We start from the raw sequence: 17,982 nt of genomic DNA on the forward strand, positions 1-17,982 counted from the left end.
CCATGAAGTTTATTTTTTACACCCACTCGCTGATCTCCGATTGGAACCACGGCAATGCGCATTTCCTGCGTGGGATCATGCGCGACTTGACCCGCCGGGGTCATGAGGCGGTGGCACTCGAACCTTTCGAATCTTGGAGCCGCGGCAATCTCGTGCAGGACCAGGGCGAGGCGGCACTCAACGATTTCGCTACGCATTTTCCGGAACTTCACGCCGAGATCTATAGTGCCGACTTCAACCATGAAGCAGCTCTTGCCGATGCGGATGTGGTTGTGGTGCACGAGTGGACGGATCCAGCACTCGTGTCGGAAATCGGCCGCATCCGTGCCAACGGTGGCACATTTACTCTCTTATTCCACGACACCCATCACAGGGCAGTTTCCTCGGAAGGCGACATCGCCGGGCTGAGGCTCACCGACTACGACGGAATCTTAGCCTTCGGGGAGACGCTACGCGAGCGTTACCTTAAAGCCGGCTGGGGCAGGACTGTGTTTACATGGCATGAGGCGGCCGACGACACACTATTTAAGCCGATGCCAGCGGTGGACAAGGCTGGGGAGCTGATCTGGGTGGGAAACTGGGGCGACGATGAGCGCTCCGCAGAGATCATCGAGTTTCTGGTGAAGCCCGCAAAAACACTTGGCCTCAAGACGCTGGTGCATGGGGTACGCTATCCCGACCATGCGAAGCAGGCGTTGCAGGAAGCCAACATCACCTTTGGCGGCTGGATCGCCAACGCCAAGGTTCCCCATGCCTTTGCCCAGCATCGGGTGACGGTGCATATTCCGCGCCGCCCTTATGTGCAGAACCTCCCGGGCATTCCGACCATCCGTCCGTTCGAAGCACTTGCCTGCGGTATACCGCTCATCTCGGCGCCTTGGGACGATGCGGAGCATCTGTTTCGCGCTGGTGACGACTACCTCATCGTGCCGGATGGCGAGGCGATGACCGCACGGTTGCGGGAGGTGCTCTTCGACCGGGATCTGGCGCAATCGCTTGCCCGGTCGGGCCGCGAAACCCTAATGGCGCGTCACACCTGCCGCCACCGGGTCGACGAACTCCTCACCATCTTAGCTGACTGCGGTACCGATCGCGTCACCCGCAAGCTTGTTTCCATGGAGGCCGCAGAATGAAGATCGCTTTTTACGGTTCCAGCCTCGTTTCCGCCTACTGGAATGGCGCCGCCACTTACTACCGCGGCCTGCTGCGGGCACTCGCCGAGAAGGGTTACGACATCACCTTCTACGAGCCCGACGTCTACGACCGCCAGAAAAATCGGGATATCGAACCGCCGGAATGGTGCAAGGTCGTCGTCTATGAAGGGACCGTCGAGGCGCTAAAGTCCGTTGCAGCAAAGGCCGGCGAGGCCGATGTCGTCGTCAAGGCGAGCGGCGTCGGCTTCGAAGACGATCTTCTTTTGGAGGAGGTGCTGCGTGCAGCGCGGCCCTGTGCCCTCAAGATCTTCTGGGATGTTGATGCTCCCGCAACGCTGGCTGAACTGCGCGCGGCCCCCGACCACCCCATGCGCAGGGCGCTTTTCGCCATCGATCTCGTGCTGACTTATGGCGGCGGTGATCCGGTGGTTAACGCCTATCGCGCGCTCGGCGCCCGCGACTGCATTCCGATCTACAATGCGCTTGATCCGATGACACACCACCCGATTGCACCCGATGCGCGCTTCACGGCCGAGCTCGGTTTTCTCGGCAACCGCCTACCGGACCGCGAAGCACGGGTCGAGCATTTCTTCCTCGAGCCTGCCAACCGGCTTCAGAGCGCGAGCTTCCTGCTCGGCGGCTCCGGCTGGCAGGACAAGCCGATGGCGCCGAATGTCAACTATATCGGGCATGTCTCGACGCGTGACCACAATGCCTTCAACGTGACACCGAAGGCCGTGCTCAACATCTCCCGAGAAGGCATGGCCGAAAACGGTTTCTCGCCGGCAACCCGCGTCTTCGAGGCGGCCGGCGCCGGCGCCTGCTTGATCACCGATTTCTGGGAAGGGATTGACCTCTTTCTCCGGCCGGACGAGGAGGTGCTCGTTGCCCGCGATGGCCAGGACGTTGCCGATATCCTCGCCGGCCTGACGACGGAGCGGGCGCAAGTGATGGGCCAGAAGGCGCTCACCCGCGTCCTTGCGGATCATACCTATGCGAGCCGCGCCGTTACCGTCGACGCTATCTTCCGCACCCATGCGGCCCGGCAGATGGAGACGGCCGAATGACGGGCCCGCTTGACATCGTCTTTATCGGGCTTTCACTGTCGTCCTCCTGGGGCAATGGTCATGCCACGACATTCCGAGCCCTGATCCGGGGGCTCAACGAGATGGGCCATCGGGTCCTCTTCCTGGAGCGTGACGTGCCCTGGTATGCCAGTCAGCGGGATCTCCCCGAGCCCGACTTCTGCCACCTGCACTATTATTCAAGCGTTGGCGAACTAACCGGATCGTTTGCTGGCGCAATCCGCGCGGCGGACGCGGTCATCATCGGTTCCTATGTGCCGGAAGGCGTTACGGTCATCGATGCCGTGGCGGCACTGTCGCCCAAGCGCCTCTGCTTTTACGACATCGATACGCCCGTGACGCTGGCCAAGCTTGATCGCGGCGACGAGGAATATATAGGCCTGCGACAGATCCCGGTCTTCGACGCCTATTTCTCCTTCTCGGGCGGCGAGGTGCTGACCCGGCTCGAGCGCGACTACCATGCCCGCCGCGCGATCGACCTCTATTGTTCGGTTGACGCGGAACGCTACGGCAATACGGGCGAAGCCTCCCGCTGGGATCTCGGTTATCTCGGCACCTATAGCCTCGATCGCCAGCCGACGCTGGAGCGGCTTCTGATCGAACCCGCGCGGGCGCTGCCGCATCTGCGTTTCGTGGTCGCTGGTCCGCAATATCCCGACACGGTCGACTGGCCGGAGAATGTGGAGCGTATCGAGCATCTGCCGCCGCGGGACCATCCGAGCTTCTACAGCCGGCAGCGGTTCACCCTGAACGTGACGCGCGCCGACATGATCGCTGCCGGCTGGTCGCCCAGCGTGCGGCTGTTTGAGGCGGCCGCCTGCGGCACGCCGATCATCAGCGACGACTGGCGCGGTCTGGACGAGCTTCTTCCGGATGGCGAAGCGATCTGCATCGCCCGCAGCACGGCCGATGTGATCACGGTCCTAACCGGCATGGACGAGCCGAATCGCACGGCAATCAGCAAGGCGGCCCATGCGCGCGTCATGCAGACGCATACCGGCGTGGCCCGTGCCCGGCATCTGGCGTTGGCGCTCGATCGTCTTGCGGCAACGCAGTCGGCCCGCGCCGATATGCGCGATGAGATCTCGGTATGAGGAGTGAGGAGAACACCATGTTGCAAAGAATGCGTGACGGAAAAACCAAGACTGTTCTTGTGGCCGGCGGCGCCGGCTTTGTCGGCTCCCATTTGTGCGATGCCCTGCTGCTGCGCGGTCACAAGGTGATCTGCGTGGACAGCTTTCTCACCGGATCCAGAGCCAATGTCCGTCCTCTGGAGAACCATCCCCGGTTTCGGCTGATCGAACAGGACATCTGCCATCTGTCGGAACTCGACGAGCCCATCCACCAGATCTACAATCTAGCCTGTGCCGCTTCACCGCCCTTCTACCAAGCCGATCCGGTGCACACGATGATGACCTGCGTGGCGGGAACGGGCAATCTGCTTGCGCTTGCCGAACGCCATGACGCATCCTTCCTCCAGGCCTCGACCAGTGAGGTCTATGGCGATCCCGAAGAGCATCCCCAGCGCGAGGACTATCGCGGCAATGTCAGCTGCACGGGGCCGCGTGCCTGCTATGACGAAGGCAAGCGCGCCGCAGAAGCCTTGTGCTTCGACATGCTACGGGCCGGGCGCGCCGATGCGCGCGTGGTGCGCATCTTCAACACCTATGGCCCGCGCATGCAGCCCAATGACGGACGCATCGTTTCAAACCTGCTGGTTCAGGCGCTGTCGGGCGATCCACTGACGATTTACGGAAGCGGCGAGCAAACGCGGTCCTTCTGCTTCGTGACAGATCTCGTAGCAGGCCTGTTGGCGCTGATGGATGTCAATCCTAATCCGGGCGTGCCCGTCAACATAGGGAACCCGGGCGAGTTCACGATCAATGAGCTGGCCGAGATGATCCTGACAATGGTCCCCACGGCGTCCGAAATCGTTTACCGGCCCCTGCCGAAAGACGATCCGCAGCGTCGTCGCCCGGATATAGCCCGCGCGAAGGAACTGCTTGGCTGGGAGCCGAAGATCCCGCTGTCGGAAGGCCTTCAGCAGACGGCTGATTATTTCGCTTCAGTTCTCGTCGAGACAGACCTTCGTCCGAAGACCGCAAGCGCAAAGCCACGTGCCGGTCTAACCGATTCGTTACCGATCGGAGCCTGAGGAATGGACGCCGGAAGAAAAGCAGACGATGACATGGAGCATCGGATCGCCGAACTTGGGCCCTGGTTCCAGAATATCCACGTGCAGGGGGTGCCAACCGCTCCCGATCACTTCCTGGGCGATTATCCATCCTTCAAATGGCATGGCTTCAAACAGGTGGTGCCGGAGGATCTTGGCGGGTGCAGCGTTCTCGACGTCGGGTGCAACGCCGGCTTCTACTCCTTCGAGATGAAGAAGCGTAATGCCGGCCGAGTGTTGGGGATCGACGCAGATCCGCACTACCTGCGGCAGGCTCGTTTTGTGGCAGAGCAGACGGGTCTAGACGTGGAGTTCCGCCAGATGTCCGTATACGAGGTCGGAAAGCTCGGCGAAAAGTTCGACCTCGTGATTTTCATGGGCGTGCTCTACCATCTGCGCCACCCCTTGCTTGCGCTCGACCTTCTGTATGAACATGTCGTAGGGGAACAGATGTTGTTCCAATGCCTGCAGCGCGGGGATGAACGGTTGCCGGAGATCCAGGAAAACTACGACTTTACTGAGTGGTCGCTATTCGACCAGCATGATTATCCCAAACTTTTCTTCGTGGAAGAACGCTACGCTTCTGATCCGACCAACTGGTTCATCCCAAACACGGCAGCCATGGAAGCAATGCTGCGCAGTTCAGGCTTCGTCATTGAAGCCCATCCGGAACGGGAGGTCTATCTTTGTCGCCGCGGCCAGCGGCATTATGCAGTCGAGGTGCCACCTCAAATCTGCTGAAGAAGGTGAAACAGCAGGCACTGAAACCTGCCTTCTCTGTTTTGCGAATGAGCCGGCGCAGAAGCGATCCGGGAGGTAGTGGAGGTGAACCTGCTGATGAACAATGCGCAAGACGAAAGCCCAACGACACCAGCAGCTGAGGGCCTTACGCCGGCTCTCGCCCGGAACATCGACGCAGTTATGCAGCGTCGGCGCAAAACAGCAAATGCGGCCTCATCGCAAGAACGCGCAGCCGCTGCGATTAGTCGGTTCGCGGGATCGATGCCTTTCATCTACATTCACCTCCTTCTATATGGGGGGTGGATTGTTGCCAATCTGGACTTGTTGCCGGGAGTGCCCGCGTGGGATCCGTCGCTCGTCATTCTTGCTATGGAAGCTTCGGTCGAAGCCATTTTTCTCTCGACTTTTGTCCTGATAAACCAAAATCGAATGGCGGCCGAAGACGATACACGAGCTGATCTCGATCTACAGGTGAGTTTGTTGAACGAGCACGAAACGACCCGTCTAATCGCAATGGTGGAAGCGATTGCTAAGAAGTTGGAGGTGCCGCCGATCGAGAGCGACGAGGAGCTGAGCGAGCTGAAAAAAGATGTCGCTCCCGAGGCTGTGCTGGACCGAATTGAGTCGGAGGAGAAAGGCTAGGCGTTCACGAAGGCCCCCGCAACAAAGTCTACAGGTCATCTAAGTAGCTTTGTGTGGCGAATGACGACTTCTTGCACCGAGATTGCCAAAACCGATTGAGGTTTTGACGATGTCGTGAGCATGCTCGTATCACGATATATGCCCTATGTGTTGTTAAGTAACGTAGGAGCAGCCCTGAACCGACCGGTACATTGGGCGAAACCGGATACGGTGCTCGTGAGATACGCTTCCTATACGACATGGAAGGTAGTAAAATCCTGTCGCCCTGACTCTTCGGCCTCTGTGGCCTGCCGATAGCAAACGAATTGATCTCGCGTTTGCCATTCAAAATCCCCTACAATTTTCTTGGGCCGAGACTGCCGTAGAAAGCCCAACCTGCTGACCTGCGGAGTGACGGGGGAGATCGGGCGGGGAGATGGCCGCGCTAACTAGAAATGGACCGGTTCATGTTCAACAGGGATTCCGCTGCATTCAACCGGACCAGCTCGCGGCCATTCTGATCGAGCCGGTCTTAAATGCTCGCAATCTTTCGGGAAGCAATTCACCTAACCGGAACCCGTAACGCCTCTTTTTTTGAAGTGCTTCAGCATGGAAGTCTCCTAACGTGAGGCTGATCTCTCTGCGTCGCTGCAGCGAGCAATTCACAAACCGGAAGGAGCCCGGACATATGAGAAAGATCAACAGGTGCCGTAAAGAATGTCAGCCGAGGTCCCTCAGCATTTTGGCTTCGGCCTCCAGCAAACGGGCGACCTCCTCGAGGCTCATGTGGGTGACGCACAGATGAATTGCACATTCCAGAAATCGGATCGAGGACCGCCTCAGGTACGCATCCTGCTGTTCGGCGCAGATGCGGGACAGCCGGTTATTTTCGTGCTCGCTGTTGGGCATGGTCTCCTCCGGAAGATCGGCCAACCATCGGGGCACGGGTAAGTTCCTTGGATCTCTTCGATAACGCCAAATAATCATCCCAATGGGCTGCTGCGCCGAGATGCCATAATGCTTTGGAACGGTTGGCGTCTTTGACTGTTTGAGGTTTCTATGTGTATCGAGAGATCCCACACGATGTTCAAACCGCTTGCCAGGTTCATTCTAGTCGCCGCTTTCGCCGCCGACAAACGCGCAACTACTTTGATCGGAGCTCCCGCGCGTTACGGCGCTCCCCAGCGACCCGAAGCAAGCAGCCTACTTCGGGAACCAAAGCGGTTCCCCCGGCCGATCTCGGTGTGACCAACATCCACCGGTGGCGAAGCATGTAAGACGATGCCTGGTGCATCGGCACAACGGCCGAATACCAATGGCCTAAAGATCAACCGCAACCTACGGGTCGCTGCAATGACAAGAAGTAACCATCCATCAGCCCAAAAGACCGTAGAGAGGCAGGCCGCCCGAGATCTTTTCTCGTTGGAGAAGTCACTGTTGCGGCAAGAAAAGGCAATCAGCCGGCTAATGTTCAGGGGAATGCCCATATCTGAGGAAGAAGGCAGGCTGCAAAAGACGTTGGAGGCCCTTCGGGAGCAACGTCTCACGTCAGCGGTCGCCGTTCGCCGCGCCGAACCCTAAACGCGCCAATTTGCCCCGCGCCCGCTGGACTGCCGACACCTCGCGGGTGGGATATTCCTGCTAGGATATCGCTCCGTCGAGCGGAGCGTCCTTCCTGCTCGAACGCTTTGAGCGCCAATAGATTTCGCGATCCTGGGGGCTACCATCAAGCTCATTTGAAACTGAGTGCGCAAAAAATGCATCACATCACGATGACCTCGATGACAGCGCGTGGTAATTCTTGCGGTATGACGCGACAGGAAACAGCCAGAACGCCCGCCCAATTCGATATGTTCGTCGACGCGGATGGCGCATCGCCGCTGCGATCTGCTGCCGACCTGCGCGTAAATCGTGGCAGTAACGTACGGATGGATGAAGCTGAGATGGTGGCGCATCTCACCGCAACCGGCCGCTATCGCATCCTCCGGAAACTTGAGCCCCGGGAGGTCGCAACAGTCATTCGGACCGAATTCCCATTGATGGGTATCATCCTCGACACCGAGACCACTGGCCTCAACCCCCGTAAGGATGAGATCATCGAAATCGGCGTCATCGCCTTCACCTTCAACGAGAAAGGCGCCATCGGCGACGTCACGGGAATTTACGGCGGCTTACAGCAACCGAGCGGGCCTATCCCTGGCGAGATTACCAGGGTCACCGGCATCACCAGCGAAATGGTGGCGGGTGAGGTTATCGACATAGTGGCGTTGCGGTCCCTGATCGATCCAGCCGATCTGATCATCGCCCATAATGCCGGGTTCGACCGTCCGTTCTGCGAGGCATTTTCACCCGCGTTCTCCAGCAAGGCATGGGCCTGCTCTAATGCCGAGATTGACTGGTCATCACGCGGCTTCGAGGGTACGAAACTGGGCTACCTGATCGGTCAAGCGGGATACTTCCATGACGGTCACCGCGCCGTCGACGACTGCTTTGCGCTGCTCGAAGTCCTTGATCGTAAGGCACAAGCAGATGATCTCACGCCGTTCGCTGAACTATACAGGGCAAGCCAGCGGTCGCGGGTGCGTATCTTCGCCGAGAACAGTCCCTTCGATTTCAAGGATCATCTGAAAGCACGCGGCTATCGATGGTCGGACGGAAGCGAAGGGCGGCCGAAGTCGTGGTGGATCGAGGTGGATGAACCCGACTTAGAAGATGAGCTGCGCTATCTCCGCGCCGAGATCTACCAATATCCCGAAGCCGACCTGCCAACCAAATTCCTCACGGCGTTCGATCGTTTTAGAGCCTGAGAGCTCCGCAGCATCGTCGCCCGAAAGGGAGGTGAATTGGTGCACGGCCCTCCCAGAAGGGCGGATGCACGAGAGCTGGCGTGTGGTGAAGCAGCCCATATATCTGTTTCAGGTCCTGAAGACTAATCCGTAAGGTCAAGGCTCGGAATTTTAAAATCCCAAGTCAAACTTGGTAGTCACAGGTTCACATCCCCTCAAGACACAGGGTCCCCCGCGCTTTTATGTGGCGCTGATGATCCAAATGAGGGAGCTGTGCTGAAGGACGACCTGAGGGGAGACATAACGTCAGGGAGAGCGGGGCGGCCGAGCGACTTGGACAGGTGACTTCATATCGATCTCCAGATGAGGGTAGGGGATGGAAATGCCGGCTTCCTTGAACGCATCCCATAATGCCATGAGGACCTGGCCACGGACGTTTGTCAGGCCGTTATTTGGGTCGGAAATCCAAAACCGCAGTTTGAAATCAAGCGACGAAGCGCCGAACGCTGTCAACCAGCAAACCGGCTTGGCGTAATCGTTCTCGACACGCGGGACGGACGATGCGGTCTCGATCGCCAACCGAACCACCTCGTGCGGATCGCTGTCGTACGATGTGCCGAACACGACATCAATCCTGACAAAGTCGCTGGAGAATGACCAATTTACGACCTTCTGGGAGATAAAGTCTTCATTTGGTATAAGGTACTCCTTCCCATCCCGCGTGATGACCGAAACAAATCTCGACCGCAAATCACGAACGGAGCCGAACGTATCGCCGAGCGTGATCGTATCTCCGGGCTTGATCGACTTGTCGAGCAGAATGATGATTCCGGATATGAAGTTCGATACGACCTTTTGCAGGCCAAAACCGATACCGACGCCCACGGCACCGGAAAACACGGTTAGCGCTGTAAGATCGACGCCGGTTGCGGTCAAAGCCAAAACAGCAGCAACAACGATTAAGCCGATCTTGATGAGCTTGCTGATGAGCACCTTGAAGGAAGGTGACAGATCGTTGGAGCGCTGAATCCGATGGGAGGCGACCTTCGCGATAAAACTTGCGAGCCAGACGAGGACTGTCACAAGAAGGAGGGTTTTCAGTATGATCAACAGGGAGAGACGGACAGCCCCGAGGTTGATGGAGGCGCTATCGAGCGCTGTGAAGATTGGGCCATCCAGCCCAAGGACGTTGAGGGCTATGTAGATCCAAATCGCCATTGCGGCGATTTTCGCCAAAGTTCTGTTTCGAATAATCCGCGTCAGCACGGAGGCTGCCAGCCAGGCGGCGCTCAAGATCAATGCCACGGACACAAGCCAACGGTTCTCCTCAGGAACCTGACGCTGGAGAAACGCTTCGGCGACGCCGAGCCACACGACCAGGAAGAGCCATCGTAGCCGACGAAGGAAAGCAATTGCTACGCGCAAGAGGTCGGGATTGCCCCGGATATTTCGAGCTCTGCCTTCGAAAAACGGCTCGATCCGTCTTGCGAGCAGCGTCGAAATCGCAAACACCAGAGCGATGACAACGATTTGGATGGCTGTCCACTCGTTAATCAGGATAGCCTTCAGCCAAGCTAATGCACGATCGGATGTGATAGACAGGTCCATTTCAAACCCCGCGGCTGCAGACTTATAACGGTCCGGCGGCTGGTTTGTTCGGGAGCGCGGCGTATTTGAAGCTGGTGGAATCAAGCGTGACGATCGCAGAGACTTCTAGGAAGACAAATTCTCTGCCGAGTGCGACGGAAGCTCGTTTTTCGTTCGTGTAATGCCCGACGCGAACCTGCCGGGCGAACCGAAAGCGAGGAGATCATGAAGAAGATCATTTCAGCAGCTGAGGACTTTGTTAGTCGTTGGCGCGACTTCAATCCTGAGGCAGGGCCCGACGAGGCGCGAAACTACCAGCTTGGATCGCCTCTGTGCTGGAGCCGAGACCCTATAAGGTCGCTGCGGTAGCGCTGGCCAACAAAATAGCGCGTACAATATGGGCGCTCCCGGTCAAAGGAGGGACGTATCAGACTCCGGCAGTCATGATGAAGGCATAGACAGAATTCCCGGCGGTATGTGCCGGGATAGCGGCAAGGTACAACAGCGTGATGAACCAATGGAACGCAACCCCAATATCGATCGGACCGTGTGATTCAGGGCGCCGTAGAGCGTGTGAGATTGATTAGGCGATCGACATTGCGGACTTCATCGTGGCCAGCGGGCTATACCGCATCAACAGGCCGAACATATGAATGCACCGTCCGATGGTGAACTACGAGGAAAATACCTTGTTGACCGGGCCGTTCCGCATAGGAATCATACACCGTCGCCAAGATGAACCCCGTTTATGGGGACACTGCCTAGTTCCCGATGGCCCCTGATCGCCCAAACCATACGCCCAGCAGTGCTGCAAGAGACACAATGACGAGACATCCGCTGACAATGAGGAGCAGGATGCTTGGTATTTTCCTGACATCGGGTTCAGGGGGAGGCGGGCCCGGCCGAAATTCCCGCAGAACGGCGACGATGAAGCAAAAAGCGCTGAAAAGGACTAGAATGGTGCCGGTGGTAACGATGAGAAACTCTGGAACAACTGCTGCCAAGAGAGCTTTGGCACCGAGCCCACTTGCAAGGGCTGTCAGTCCAGTCCGCATCCATGCTGCATAGGTACGTTCAGCCGCATAAATCATCGGGCGGCCGCGAGCACCGTCCGGCGGTCTGGTTCCTGTGTCGCTCTGTCGTCGCTCATAGGCCGAACGACACGTCAGAAGAGGAACGATCTAACTCGTCTTGTCGATGGCGCTGACTGCGCGACGACGACGTCAAGAAAGCATCAAGTTCGTCTCTTTTCGGGCCAAACCGGGCAATGTGGCGAACCGCCTGCTGCCGGCTGATCCCATAGCGGTCAGCGAGTTCTTCCGCCGTGTACTCTTTATCGGACATAACAATCTCCTTCGCTGAGATAACCCGCGATTGAGGTCCCAGTTCCAGCACGCGGGACTTGCCGCCAACTCATTGATTCGAGGTTGATCTGATATTCCCGCGCGGTCTCACGGAGCCGGAAATCGTATCGGCCGTTTTGGACCTACATCGTGCGGGGACAATTCAATTGAAGAACATGAGCTCGTGCATCACCAAGCCATCACTGTGGTTTTGGGTGATTACCCCCGTGCATGGCTGCAAGATTCACTGCGGATTATGCAGCGGAGGGCAAGACGTCCGGGCTATCCGAAGCGTTGTTCCTGATTCAAATCATCATCCTCGTTGTGATCGGAAGGTTGCTCGGGAAGCGATGGTCCGCATCGGACAACCATCGATCGTGGGCCAGATCATCGGTGGCATCCTCCTTGGCCCCTCGGTGTTTGGGCTGCTCCTGCCGGACACACAGGCCGCTCTCTTTCCCGATGCGGAAGCTCAGAAGTCGATGGCGGATGCGGTCGCGCAGCTCGGCATCCTGTTCTTGCTGCTGCTGGCCGGCATGGAGACAGATCTCGGCCTGGCCCTGAGGCTCCGGCGAGCGGCCGCAGGCGTTTCACTGACGTGGTATTATTGTGCCGTTCGCGCTGGGCTTCGCGCTTGGTGAACTTGTCCAGGCCAACCTGCTTCCGGATCCGAACGCGCGGCTTGTCACTTCTCTGTTTCTAGGGACCGCCTTGTCGATTTCATCCGATAAGATTGTTGCCTCTGTGGTGCGCGAAATGGATTGCCGATCTCGGAAGAAGATTGTTCGATGCGTCCCATCGCGGAAAGGGCTTTGCGGATGATCTCACCCGACTGTTCGGCACCATTGCGGGTACGGTTCACCAAGTCGCCCGCTTCTTGCGCCGTCTGGTGGAGTCCTTGACTGTCGTGGTGATTTTCGTCCAGTGCTGCCGCAGTCTCTTCCACGGCCGCTGCCTGTTGCTCAGTCCACTTGGCGAGGTCATCGGCGGCCGATTTGATCGCCTTGGCGCCTGCATCTATGCTTCGAGCATTCTGCGCCACATGGCTCAGGGTCTGCTGCGGCTTTTCGGCCGAAGCGTTAAAATCGTTGCGTGCGCCGTCCAGGTTCCGCGAAAACCTGACCAATACGATGAGAAACGTCACCATTCGCGCGCTTGGAGAGGCCTGCACCTTTGCAATTCGCTTGATTTATCTCAAATCATAACTGTTCCGCTGACAGATTAGGCATCTTGAATAGCTAGCGAAAGGTGGCGGCCGATGAAGCTTTCCGGCAGGCCGAGTTCGCGGCCGAAGCCACATTCCTCATCTGGAGATTTGCATCGATAGGTTCTAATGTTCGATGCTACGCTGCCCGGTCTGCGATTACCGGACTTTTTGCAGCGATCTCTCTACCGCAAGCTCAACCCGCACCTCACCCCTGGTTACTGACAACTGACGCCGGCCAAAGATGCGGGAACCAATGGCCGCCGATCATCCCGGTAAGGATAAGCCCCAATCCACCGTACAGTGTAGCCGCCCATGAGAACCCGACGCTGTCGATCAACGGTCCGGACACCAGGAGGCCGATTGGCAGACCGTAAACGGCCTGCATCCTGATCCCCATGATCCGGCCGAGCAGATCGGGATGCACCCCGCGCAGCAACAGGACAGACAACGGCAGGAGACATAAGATGGAGGCCGCACCGATCATCGCAAGGACAACCAATCCTATGAGCATGCTTTCAGTCTGACCGAGCAATAATACCAGGCAATGCCATACGGCGCCGAAGATCAGCATCATCCGGGCCGGTCGCACGGAATGGCCCAAGTGGCCAAGCAGCAACGAGGCCGCCAAAGCTCCGACGCCGGTTGCGGCTGTCAGATAGCCCAAGCCGGCATGGCCAGCCTGATACACTTCACGTGCGATGTAGGGCAGAAGGCCCAAGGTGAACGGGAACGCCATCAGGTTCACCAGAAAAGCCAGGAGCATCGCCGCAAGGTGGGGCGGAGAGTTCCCTAGAGCCCTCAGGGCATCAATGAAATCCTTTACTGGCGTGAATGGCAGCACAACTCCGCCGGCCGGGGGTTTGGAAGATGGTTGATGGATGCTGACCATCAAGGCTGCGCTGGCGAGATAAAACACGACAATGAATGGGTAGGCCCATTGGATGCCGAGGAGGGCAACCACACTCGCGCCGGTCAATGCTCCGACAATCCGGGCAGAATCGGTGGTGATCCGCGACAGGCTGATCGCGCTCATGAGGCGGTCACCTGCCACCATCCGGGTTGTCAGCACGTTTCGCATGCCCATGTCGGAAGGCCGTAGAAGGCCAGCGAGCCCGGCTATGACAAGAGCTGACAGCGGCGAAAGGGTACAAGTTAATGCCAAAACCGCAATCACTACCGCCAGCAGTGCATACGTGGTCCGCATGCAAAGAATCACGTTGCGATGCCCCAGTCGATCGCCGGCTAGACCAAAGGCAGGGGCGATCAGCGTTCCGAAATACTGCAGCGAGGCAAAGAGTGTGAGCAACGGAACTGAGCTCGTCTCAATGAAAATGAACCACCCTAAAATAATAGTTTCCATCTCCGTCGCGCAGGATGTCATCAGATCAGAGGACCATTGGAAACGGTAATTACGAACCCCAAACGGAGAAAGCATGGAGGGCCGTTCAGTCATCTTCATCTACTCGCGAACTACCCGCCCGATTAAAATTGCCGCTTGCCGTCGTTCAGCTTCCGAGTAATGCCCGGAACTGAATTGGGGATTGGCGGCCGCGACTAGCCGCCAATAGATGAGCAGGCTGCTCTATACTCGTGCAGCCAAAGCGGGACGACGGGATCCCATCTTGAGCAAAAAGTAGATCGCCCCGCCGATCGCCACTCCGAAGAACCAGCCGTAGGTGCCCCACCACGATGGCAGGATCGACGTGAAGGTCGGCAGGATAGAGGAGAACAACGCACCTATCGCCAAGGCGATGAAGGCTGCAGCGTGCCAACCGTTCTGATAGCGGAACTCTCCGGCCTCACGGTAGAGCGCGCCCACATCCATTTGGCTGCGGCGGATCAGATAATAATCCACCATCATGATCCCGAAAATTGGCCCCATTGTTGAGCCGATGAAGTTCACGAAATGGGCAGCTCCCGTTTCCCACGGCGCGAACGGATACAGGAGCAGCGCAGTTAGCGCGGCGATATATCCGCCCCGCTTGAAGCTGATATGCCGTGGGAAGACATTCGCAAAATCGAAAGCCGGAGACACGAAATTGGCGACGACGTTGATACCAAGCGTTGCTACCGCGAATGTCAGAGCGGCGAGAAGGGCCAGCAACCAGCTGTCGAACTTTGCGGATATCTGCTCGGGGTGCAGGAGAACCTCGCCGTAAACGGCAAAGGCTGCCGTTGTCGTGACGCCGGCAACGAGGCAAAAGGCGAGCAGATTGATCGGCAGGCCCCAGAGATTACCTTTGCGAAGCGCCTTCTCACTCGTCGCATAGCGTGAGAAATCACAGAAATTGAGATAAAGCGCTGCGAAATAGGTGATCCAGGTGGCAGCGACCGCCGCCAGCGCCGTAAACGAGCCAGGCTCGCCCGGAACGCCGGCGTCCTTGGTCCTCTCGATCAGTATTTCGCGTGGTATTTCCGATCCGAAAGAAAACGTGCCCGACTTCACCACCAGGTAGACTGCAAGGATCAGCATCATGACCCACACGGCTGGACCGGCCCAGTCCTGGAATTTACGGACCGTCTCCATCCCGCGCTGGATGATCAACAACTGCAACGACCACACAATCACGAAGCAGATCAGTTCCAGCGTCGAGTGACCGAGCATGTGGCTGTTCTGATGGAAGGCAAGCAGTCCGTCGTTGCGGATCAATAGCGCAACAATTGCACCAGAGGCCGCAGCGGTTTGCGCTCCATACCAGAAGCAGGCGACGATCGCGCGCACAAGCGCTGGCACGTTGGCGCCGAATGTGCCGAATGACGCGCGGGCAAGGACGGGAAACGGCACGCCGGTGCGGACCCCCGCGTTGCCGACCATGCTCATGAGGACGAAGATCACCAGCGACCCGATACCGATCGCGATGACGAAGTTGATGAAGCTGCCGCAAAGAAGAAACAGGCTGGCGGCGAGATAGTACCCCCACAAGCTATGAACGTCGGACGTCCAGACGTTGAAGATACTGAAGGCGCCCCACTTGCGTTCCTCTGCAGGTGCAAGATCCTCGTTGTACAATGATGGTGACGTATTGCTGACTCTCACGACTTCCCTCCCGTGCGCTCCTCCAAGCAGGACATAATTGCTCGATTATTGTGCAACTGACAATTTTTATTCTCGCAAATTGCCGTCTCTGGGGCTGTATGCACAGATATATGGCGTTCAACCAGATGATGGTGCACACCTCTCGGGCGGCCAAAAATGCAGCATAACGATAAGCCACCCGACCTGGCGTGGTAGATCTGGTCCGCGGACAAGCGACGCTTATCTTCATTTCTAATCACGAAGCGCGGGCTACAGATAGCCGGGTCAAGCAGATAACAGCGCCAAAGACAGCGAAGCCAGCGCCGGTGCCGATAGACAACTGAGCTGCGTCCACGCCGCGCGCCAAGAAGATCAAGGCAACGATGGCAGAGCCCAGCGACCATCCGATTGTCCTTGCGACGGCCACCGTGGCACTGGCTGCGCTATTGCGTGCCGGGGGACCAGCCGTCATCAACACAGTGTTGTTCGGCGCCCGGAAGAACCCGAACCCGATACCACAAATCGCCATTCGCCAAGCGATCTCGTAGTTGCCTACCGATGGTGGCATCGTAGCGAGAAGAAAGAGACCGGCTGCCAAGATCGTCAACCCGAGACTTCCGAGTATCGACGCGGGGTAGCGCCTGGATAGTCGTCCCGCGACGGGCGCGGCGAAGGCAACGAGTACAGGCCAAGGCGTAATCAGCAGCCCAGTTTAGACTGTCGATCGGTCCAGCACCGTTTGAAACAGAAAAGGAAGGGAAACGAACGGCATGATGTGCGCCGTATAGGAGCAGATCGATGTCGCGGCAGAAAGTGCAAAAACCGGATACCCGACAGGTCAAGCGGCAGCATCGGCGCCACTCGACGGCGCTGTTGCAGGACGAGAACGGATAGACAAATCAAGCCGGCAAAGATCTGGACGAGGCTTGCCGTTATGCGGTCGCTGCTCATATTCCCGACACCAATCACGGCCATGCCGAGTCCTGCATCGTTCAACAGCGCACCTGTGTAGTCGAACTTCTTAGCTACGCCGGGAGTGGCTAGTGACATCGCCAGAAACAGCGGGACGGTGATGAGGCAGATCGGCAGTTGACGAGAAAAGCCAGTGCCGCGATGCGACCGACAAGATCCAAGCTGCAATCGTGGGCCCGAGGGCCGCCGATGCGGCAAAGACAAGCGCCAGCGCTGCGAAGCCGTCACCAACGAGGTGACGCGGATAGATGGATCGGATGATCGCCGGGGAGAGGGCAGCCACGCCTGCTCCTCCAATACCTTGAATGAGGCGCGCAGCGATCAAAACCTCCAGGTTTGCCGATAGAGCGCAGGCTAGAGAAGCGAGCGTGAAGACAACGAGACCGGAGGAATAGATGCGCGTCAGGCCAAAGATTTCATCGAGCGACGCCGCCGGTAGCAGACAAACCGCCGCCGCTAGCTGGTAGATGTTGACGATCCAAATCGTGGCTGCCTCTGACGTATCGAGGCTGTGGGCGATCGACGGCAGCGCAATGTTTGCGATCGCGGCATCGAGGTTGGTAAGGGTCGTTGCCAACAGAATGCACGCGATCACCCAGTGCCGCTGAGGCGTCATCAACCCATCGCTAGTTCAATGGCGAACTCGTTCGCGCACACATCCGTTGATCTATACAGCAACTGGTGGCTCGTCTGGTTGGCCGGTAGCGCGGAACACTGCTTACGACCTAGCTAGCGGTGAGATTGTGAGCTTGGTCCTCTAGAGAAGCAATTACCGTGGGTCGCTGACGGGCGACTGGTGTTTCCCGCAGATGGTCCTATTTGAAGGGAAGTTCTCTCACGCGTGAGAGCCCACGATTTCAGGGAGTTCAATTATGAAGTTCGGGCAATTCTGCGGTCTGATCGCTGATGAAATGGACCTTCAGCATAGTGACTTCCTGTTAGGCGCGGAGATCCTTTTTGCCCTAGACCCGGCCGGGGCAGCTGGAGAGAACATTCTATCGCTGCCGGACCGTCCGGTATCAGCCAAAGACGCGGCGCTGCTGATTTGCCTCGTCGTTGCCATGGATCAAGGGCATGTCGACCCTTCGCAGTCTGCTGAGGCCGCGGACGATGTCTCTGCCAAGGGGCAAAACCTTTCAACACTGGTTGACGCCATTGAGAAAGGTGAGCGGGCGGTCCTGGACATCTCCGGCCGTTTCGACGCCCAAGTCATTATCCCCCGAAAGCTGACGGCGAAGATTTCACCGCTGGTCCAGGGAGGGGTGGTTGCGCACCTCAGATCGGTTTAACGGTTAAA

16 protein-coding genes and 2 pseudogenes are annotated in these 17,982 nt (G+C 58.0%); 10 read left to right on the forward strand and 8 right to left on the reverse strand.

Annotated features, from left to right (window positions below):
• Nucleotides 1-2: 2 nt before the first annotated feature.
• The 6 genes from KX729_RS25875 (at nucleotide 3) to KX729_RS25900 (ending at nucleotide 5,795) form a co-directional block, all read left to right on the forward strand.
• On the forward strand, nucleotides 3-1,133 hold the full coding sequence (locus KX729_RS25875) for a CgeB family protein (RefSeq protein WP_219745370.1): 1,131 nt from the start codon (nucleotides 3-5) through the stop codon (nucleotides 1,131-1,133).
• Nucleotides 1,130-2,221 carry a CgeB family protein gene (locus KX729_RS25880; RefSeq protein ID WP_219745371.1) on the forward strand — a complete coding sequence of 364 codons (1,092 nt, stop codon included), beginning with the start codon at nucleotides 1,130-1,132 and terminating at the stop codon, nucleotides 2,219-2,221. The genes KX729_RS25875 and KX729_RS25880 overlap by 4 nt, the downstream gene beginning before the upstream one ends.
• Complete coding sequence (locus KX729_RS25885; protein ID WP_219745372.1) at nucleotides 2,218-3,333, forward strand: CgeB family protein; 1,116 nt, start codon at nucleotides 2,218-2,220, stop codon at nucleotides 3,331-3,333. The genes KX729_RS25880 and KX729_RS25885 overlap by 4 nt, the downstream gene beginning before the upstream one ends.
• A 17-nt stretch (nucleotides 3,334-3,350) precedes the next feature.
• The gene (locus tag KX729_RS25890; protein WP_219745373.1) at nucleotides 3,351-4,394 is read left to right on the forward strand and encodes a UDP-glucuronic acid decarboxylase family protein; all 1,044 of its coding nucleotides are present in this window, start codon (nucleotides 3,351-3,353) and stop codon (nucleotides 4,392-4,394) included.
• A gap of 3 nt (nucleotides 4,395-4,397) precedes the next feature.
• Nucleotides 4,398-5,153, forward strand: a complete 756-nt coding sequence (locus KX729_RS25895) for a TIGR04290 family methyltransferase (RefSeq protein WP_219745374.1) — start codon at nucleotides 4,398-4,400, stop codon at nucleotides 5,151-5,153.
• Between the two features lie 96 nt (nucleotides 5,154-5,249).
• Nucleotides 5,250-5,795 carry a DUF1003 domain-containing protein gene (locus tag KX729_RS25900; RefSeq protein ID WP_219745431.1) on the forward strand — a complete coding sequence of 182 codons (546 nt, stop codon included), beginning with the start codon at nucleotides 5,250-5,252 and terminating at the stop codon, nucleotides 5,793-5,795.
• A gap of 699 nt (nucleotides 5,796-6,494) precedes the next feature.
• Here the strand turns inward: KX729_RS25900 and KX729_RS25905 are convergent.
• Nucleotides 6,495-6,683, reverse strand: coding sequence for a hypothetical protein (locus tag KX729_RS25905; protein WP_219745443.1), 189 nt, complete (start codon nucleotides 6,681-6,683; stop codon nucleotides 6,495-6,497).
• A gap of 899 nt (nucleotides 6,684-7,582) precedes the next feature.
• Between KX729_RS25905 and KX729_RS25910 the strand changes: the two genes are divergently transcribed.
• Nucleotides 7,583-8,581 carry a 3'-5' exonuclease gene (locus KX729_RS25910; RefSeq protein ID WP_376776072.1) on the forward strand — a complete coding sequence of 333 codons (999 nt, stop codon included), beginning with the start codon at nucleotides 7,583-7,585 and terminating at the stop codon, nucleotides 8,579-8,581.
• Between the two features lie 285 nt (nucleotides 8,582-8,866).
• On the opposite strand, the gene KX729_RS25915 is transcribed toward KX729_RS25910, so the two are convergent.
• Nucleotides 8,867-10,168, reverse strand: a complete 1,302-nt coding sequence (locus KX729_RS25915; RefSeq protein ID WP_219745375.1) for a mechanosensitive ion channel family protein — start codon at nucleotides 10,166-10,168, stop codon at nucleotides 8,867-8,869.
• 220 nt (nucleotides 10,169-10,388) lie between these two features.
• Here KX729_RS25915 and KX729_RS34860 point away from each other — a divergent pair.
• Nucleotides 10,389-10,605, forward strand: a pseudogene (locus tag KX729_RS34860) (IS110 family transposase); the annotation flags it as partial.
• 688 nt (nucleotides 10,606-11,293) lie between these two features.
• Here the strand turns inward: KX729_RS34860 and KX729_RS25920 are convergent.
• A complete protein-coding gene (locus KX729_RS25920) occupies nucleotides 11,294-11,491 on the reverse strand; it encodes a hypothetical protein (protein WP_219745376.1) in 198 nt (65 codons plus the stop codon).
• 376 nt (nucleotides 11,492-11,867) lie between these two features.
• Between KX729_RS25920 and KX729_RS33695 the strand changes: the two genes are divergently transcribed.
• Complete coding sequence (locus KX729_RS33695; protein ID WP_312992009.1) at nucleotides 11,868-12,131, forward strand: cation:proton antiporter domain-containing protein; 264 nt, start codon at nucleotides 11,868-11,870, stop codon at nucleotides 12,129-12,131.
• 119 nt (nucleotides 12,132-12,250) lie between these two features.
• Here the strand turns inward: KX729_RS33695 and KX729_RS33700 are convergent.
• The 5 genes and pseudogenes from KX729_RS33700 to KX729_RS25950 all read right to left on the reverse strand — a co-directional run.
• A pseudogene (locus KX729_RS33700) lies at nucleotides 12,251-12,656 on the reverse strand (methyl-accepting chemotaxis protein); the annotation flags it as partial.
• A gap of 246 nt (nucleotides 12,657-12,902) precedes the next feature.
• The gene (locus tag KX729_RS25935; RefSeq protein ID WP_219745378.1) at nucleotides 12,903-14,156 is read right to left on the reverse strand and encodes an MFS transporter; all 1,254 of its coding nucleotides are present in this window, start codon (nucleotides 14,154-14,156) and stop codon (nucleotides 12,903-12,905) included.
• A 123-nt stretch (nucleotides 14,157-14,279) separates the two neighbouring features.
• Complete coding sequence (locus tag KX729_RS25940) at nucleotides 14,280-15,734, reverse strand: NCS1 family nucleobase:cation symporter-1 (protein ID WP_219745379.1); 1,455 nt, start codon at nucleotides 15,732-15,734, stop codon at nucleotides 14,280-14,282.
• Between the two features lie 235 nt (nucleotides 15,735-15,969).
• Nucleotides 15,970-16,419: an MFS transporter gene (locus tag KX729_RS34610; RefSeq protein WP_219745433.1), complete on the reverse strand. Its 450-nt coding sequence runs from the start codon at nucleotides 16,417-16,419 to the stop codon at nucleotides 15,970-15,972.
• Nucleotides 16,420-16,734: 315 nt separating this feature from the next.
• Nucleotides 16,735-17,301, reverse strand: a complete 567-nt coding sequence (locus KX729_RS25950) for an MFS transporter (RefSeq protein ID WP_219745380.1) — start codon at nucleotides 17,299-17,301, stop codon at nucleotides 16,735-16,737.
• Nucleotides 17,302-17,557: 256 nt separating this feature from the next.
• Between KX729_RS25950 and KX729_RS25955 the strand changes: the two genes are divergently transcribed.
• A complete protein-coding gene (locus KX729_RS25955; protein WP_219745381.1) occupies nucleotides 17,558-17,974 on the forward strand; it encodes a hypothetical protein in 417 nt (138 codons plus the stop codon).
• The last annotated feature ends 8 nt before the right edge of the window (nucleotides 17,975-17,982 follow it).

Source organism: Neorhizobium populisoli (assembly GCF_019430945.1).
Lineage (GTDB): Bacteria > Pseudomonadota > Alphaproteobacteria > Rhizobiales > Rhizobiaceae > Neorhizobium > Neorhizobium populisoli.

Coding starts and splice junctions, on each gene's coding strand:
- KX729_RS25875 (WP_219745370.1), top strand. CDS start 3: ATGAAGTTTATTTTTTACACCCACTCGCTGATCTCCGATTGGAACCAC.
- KX729_RS25880 (WP_219745371.1), top strand. CDS start 1,130: ATGAAGATCGCTTTTTACGGTTCCAGCCTCGTTTCCGCCTACTGGAAT.
- KX729_RS25885 (WP_219745372.1), top strand. CDS start 2,218: ATGACGGGCCCGCTTGACATCGTCTTTATCGGGCTTTCACTGTCGTCC.
- KX729_RS25890 (WP_219745373.1), top strand. CDS start 3,351: ATGTTGCAAAGAATGCGTGACGGAAAAACCAAGACTGTTCTTGTGGCC.
- KX729_RS25895 (WP_219745374.1), top strand. CDS start 4,398: ATGGACGCCGGAAGAAAAGCAGACGATGACATGGAGCATCGGATCGCC.
- KX729_RS25900 (WP_219745431.1), top strand. CDS start 5,250: ATGAACAATGCGCAAGACGAAAGCCCAACGACACCAGCAGCTGAGGGC.
- KX729_RS25905 (WP_219745443.1), bottom strand. CDS start 6,683: ATGCCCAACAGCGAGCACGAAAATAACCGGCTGTCCCGCATCTGCGCC.
- KX729_RS25910 (WP_376776072.1), top strand. CDS start 7,583: ATGACGCGACAGGAAACAGCCAGAACGCCCGCCCAATTCGATATGTTC.
- KX729_RS25915 (WP_219745375.1), bottom strand. CDS start 10,168: ATGGACCTGTCTATCACATCCGATCGTGCATTAGCTTGGCTGAAGGCT.
- KX729_RS25920 (WP_219745376.1), bottom strand. CDS start 11,491: ATGTCCGATAAAGAGTACACGGCGGAAGAACTCGCTGACCGCTATGGG.
- KX729_RS25935 (WP_219745378.1), bottom strand. CDS start 14,156: ATGAAGATGACTGAACGGCCCTCCATGCTTTCTCCGTTTGGGGTTCGT.
- KX729_RS25950 (WP_219745380.1), bottom strand. CDS start 17,301: ATGACGCCTCAGCGGCACTGGGTGATCGCGTGCATTCTGTTGGCAACG.
- KX729_RS25955 (WP_219745381.1), top strand. CDS start 17,558: ATGAAGTTCGGGCAATTCTGCGGTCTGATCGCTGATGAAATGGACCTT.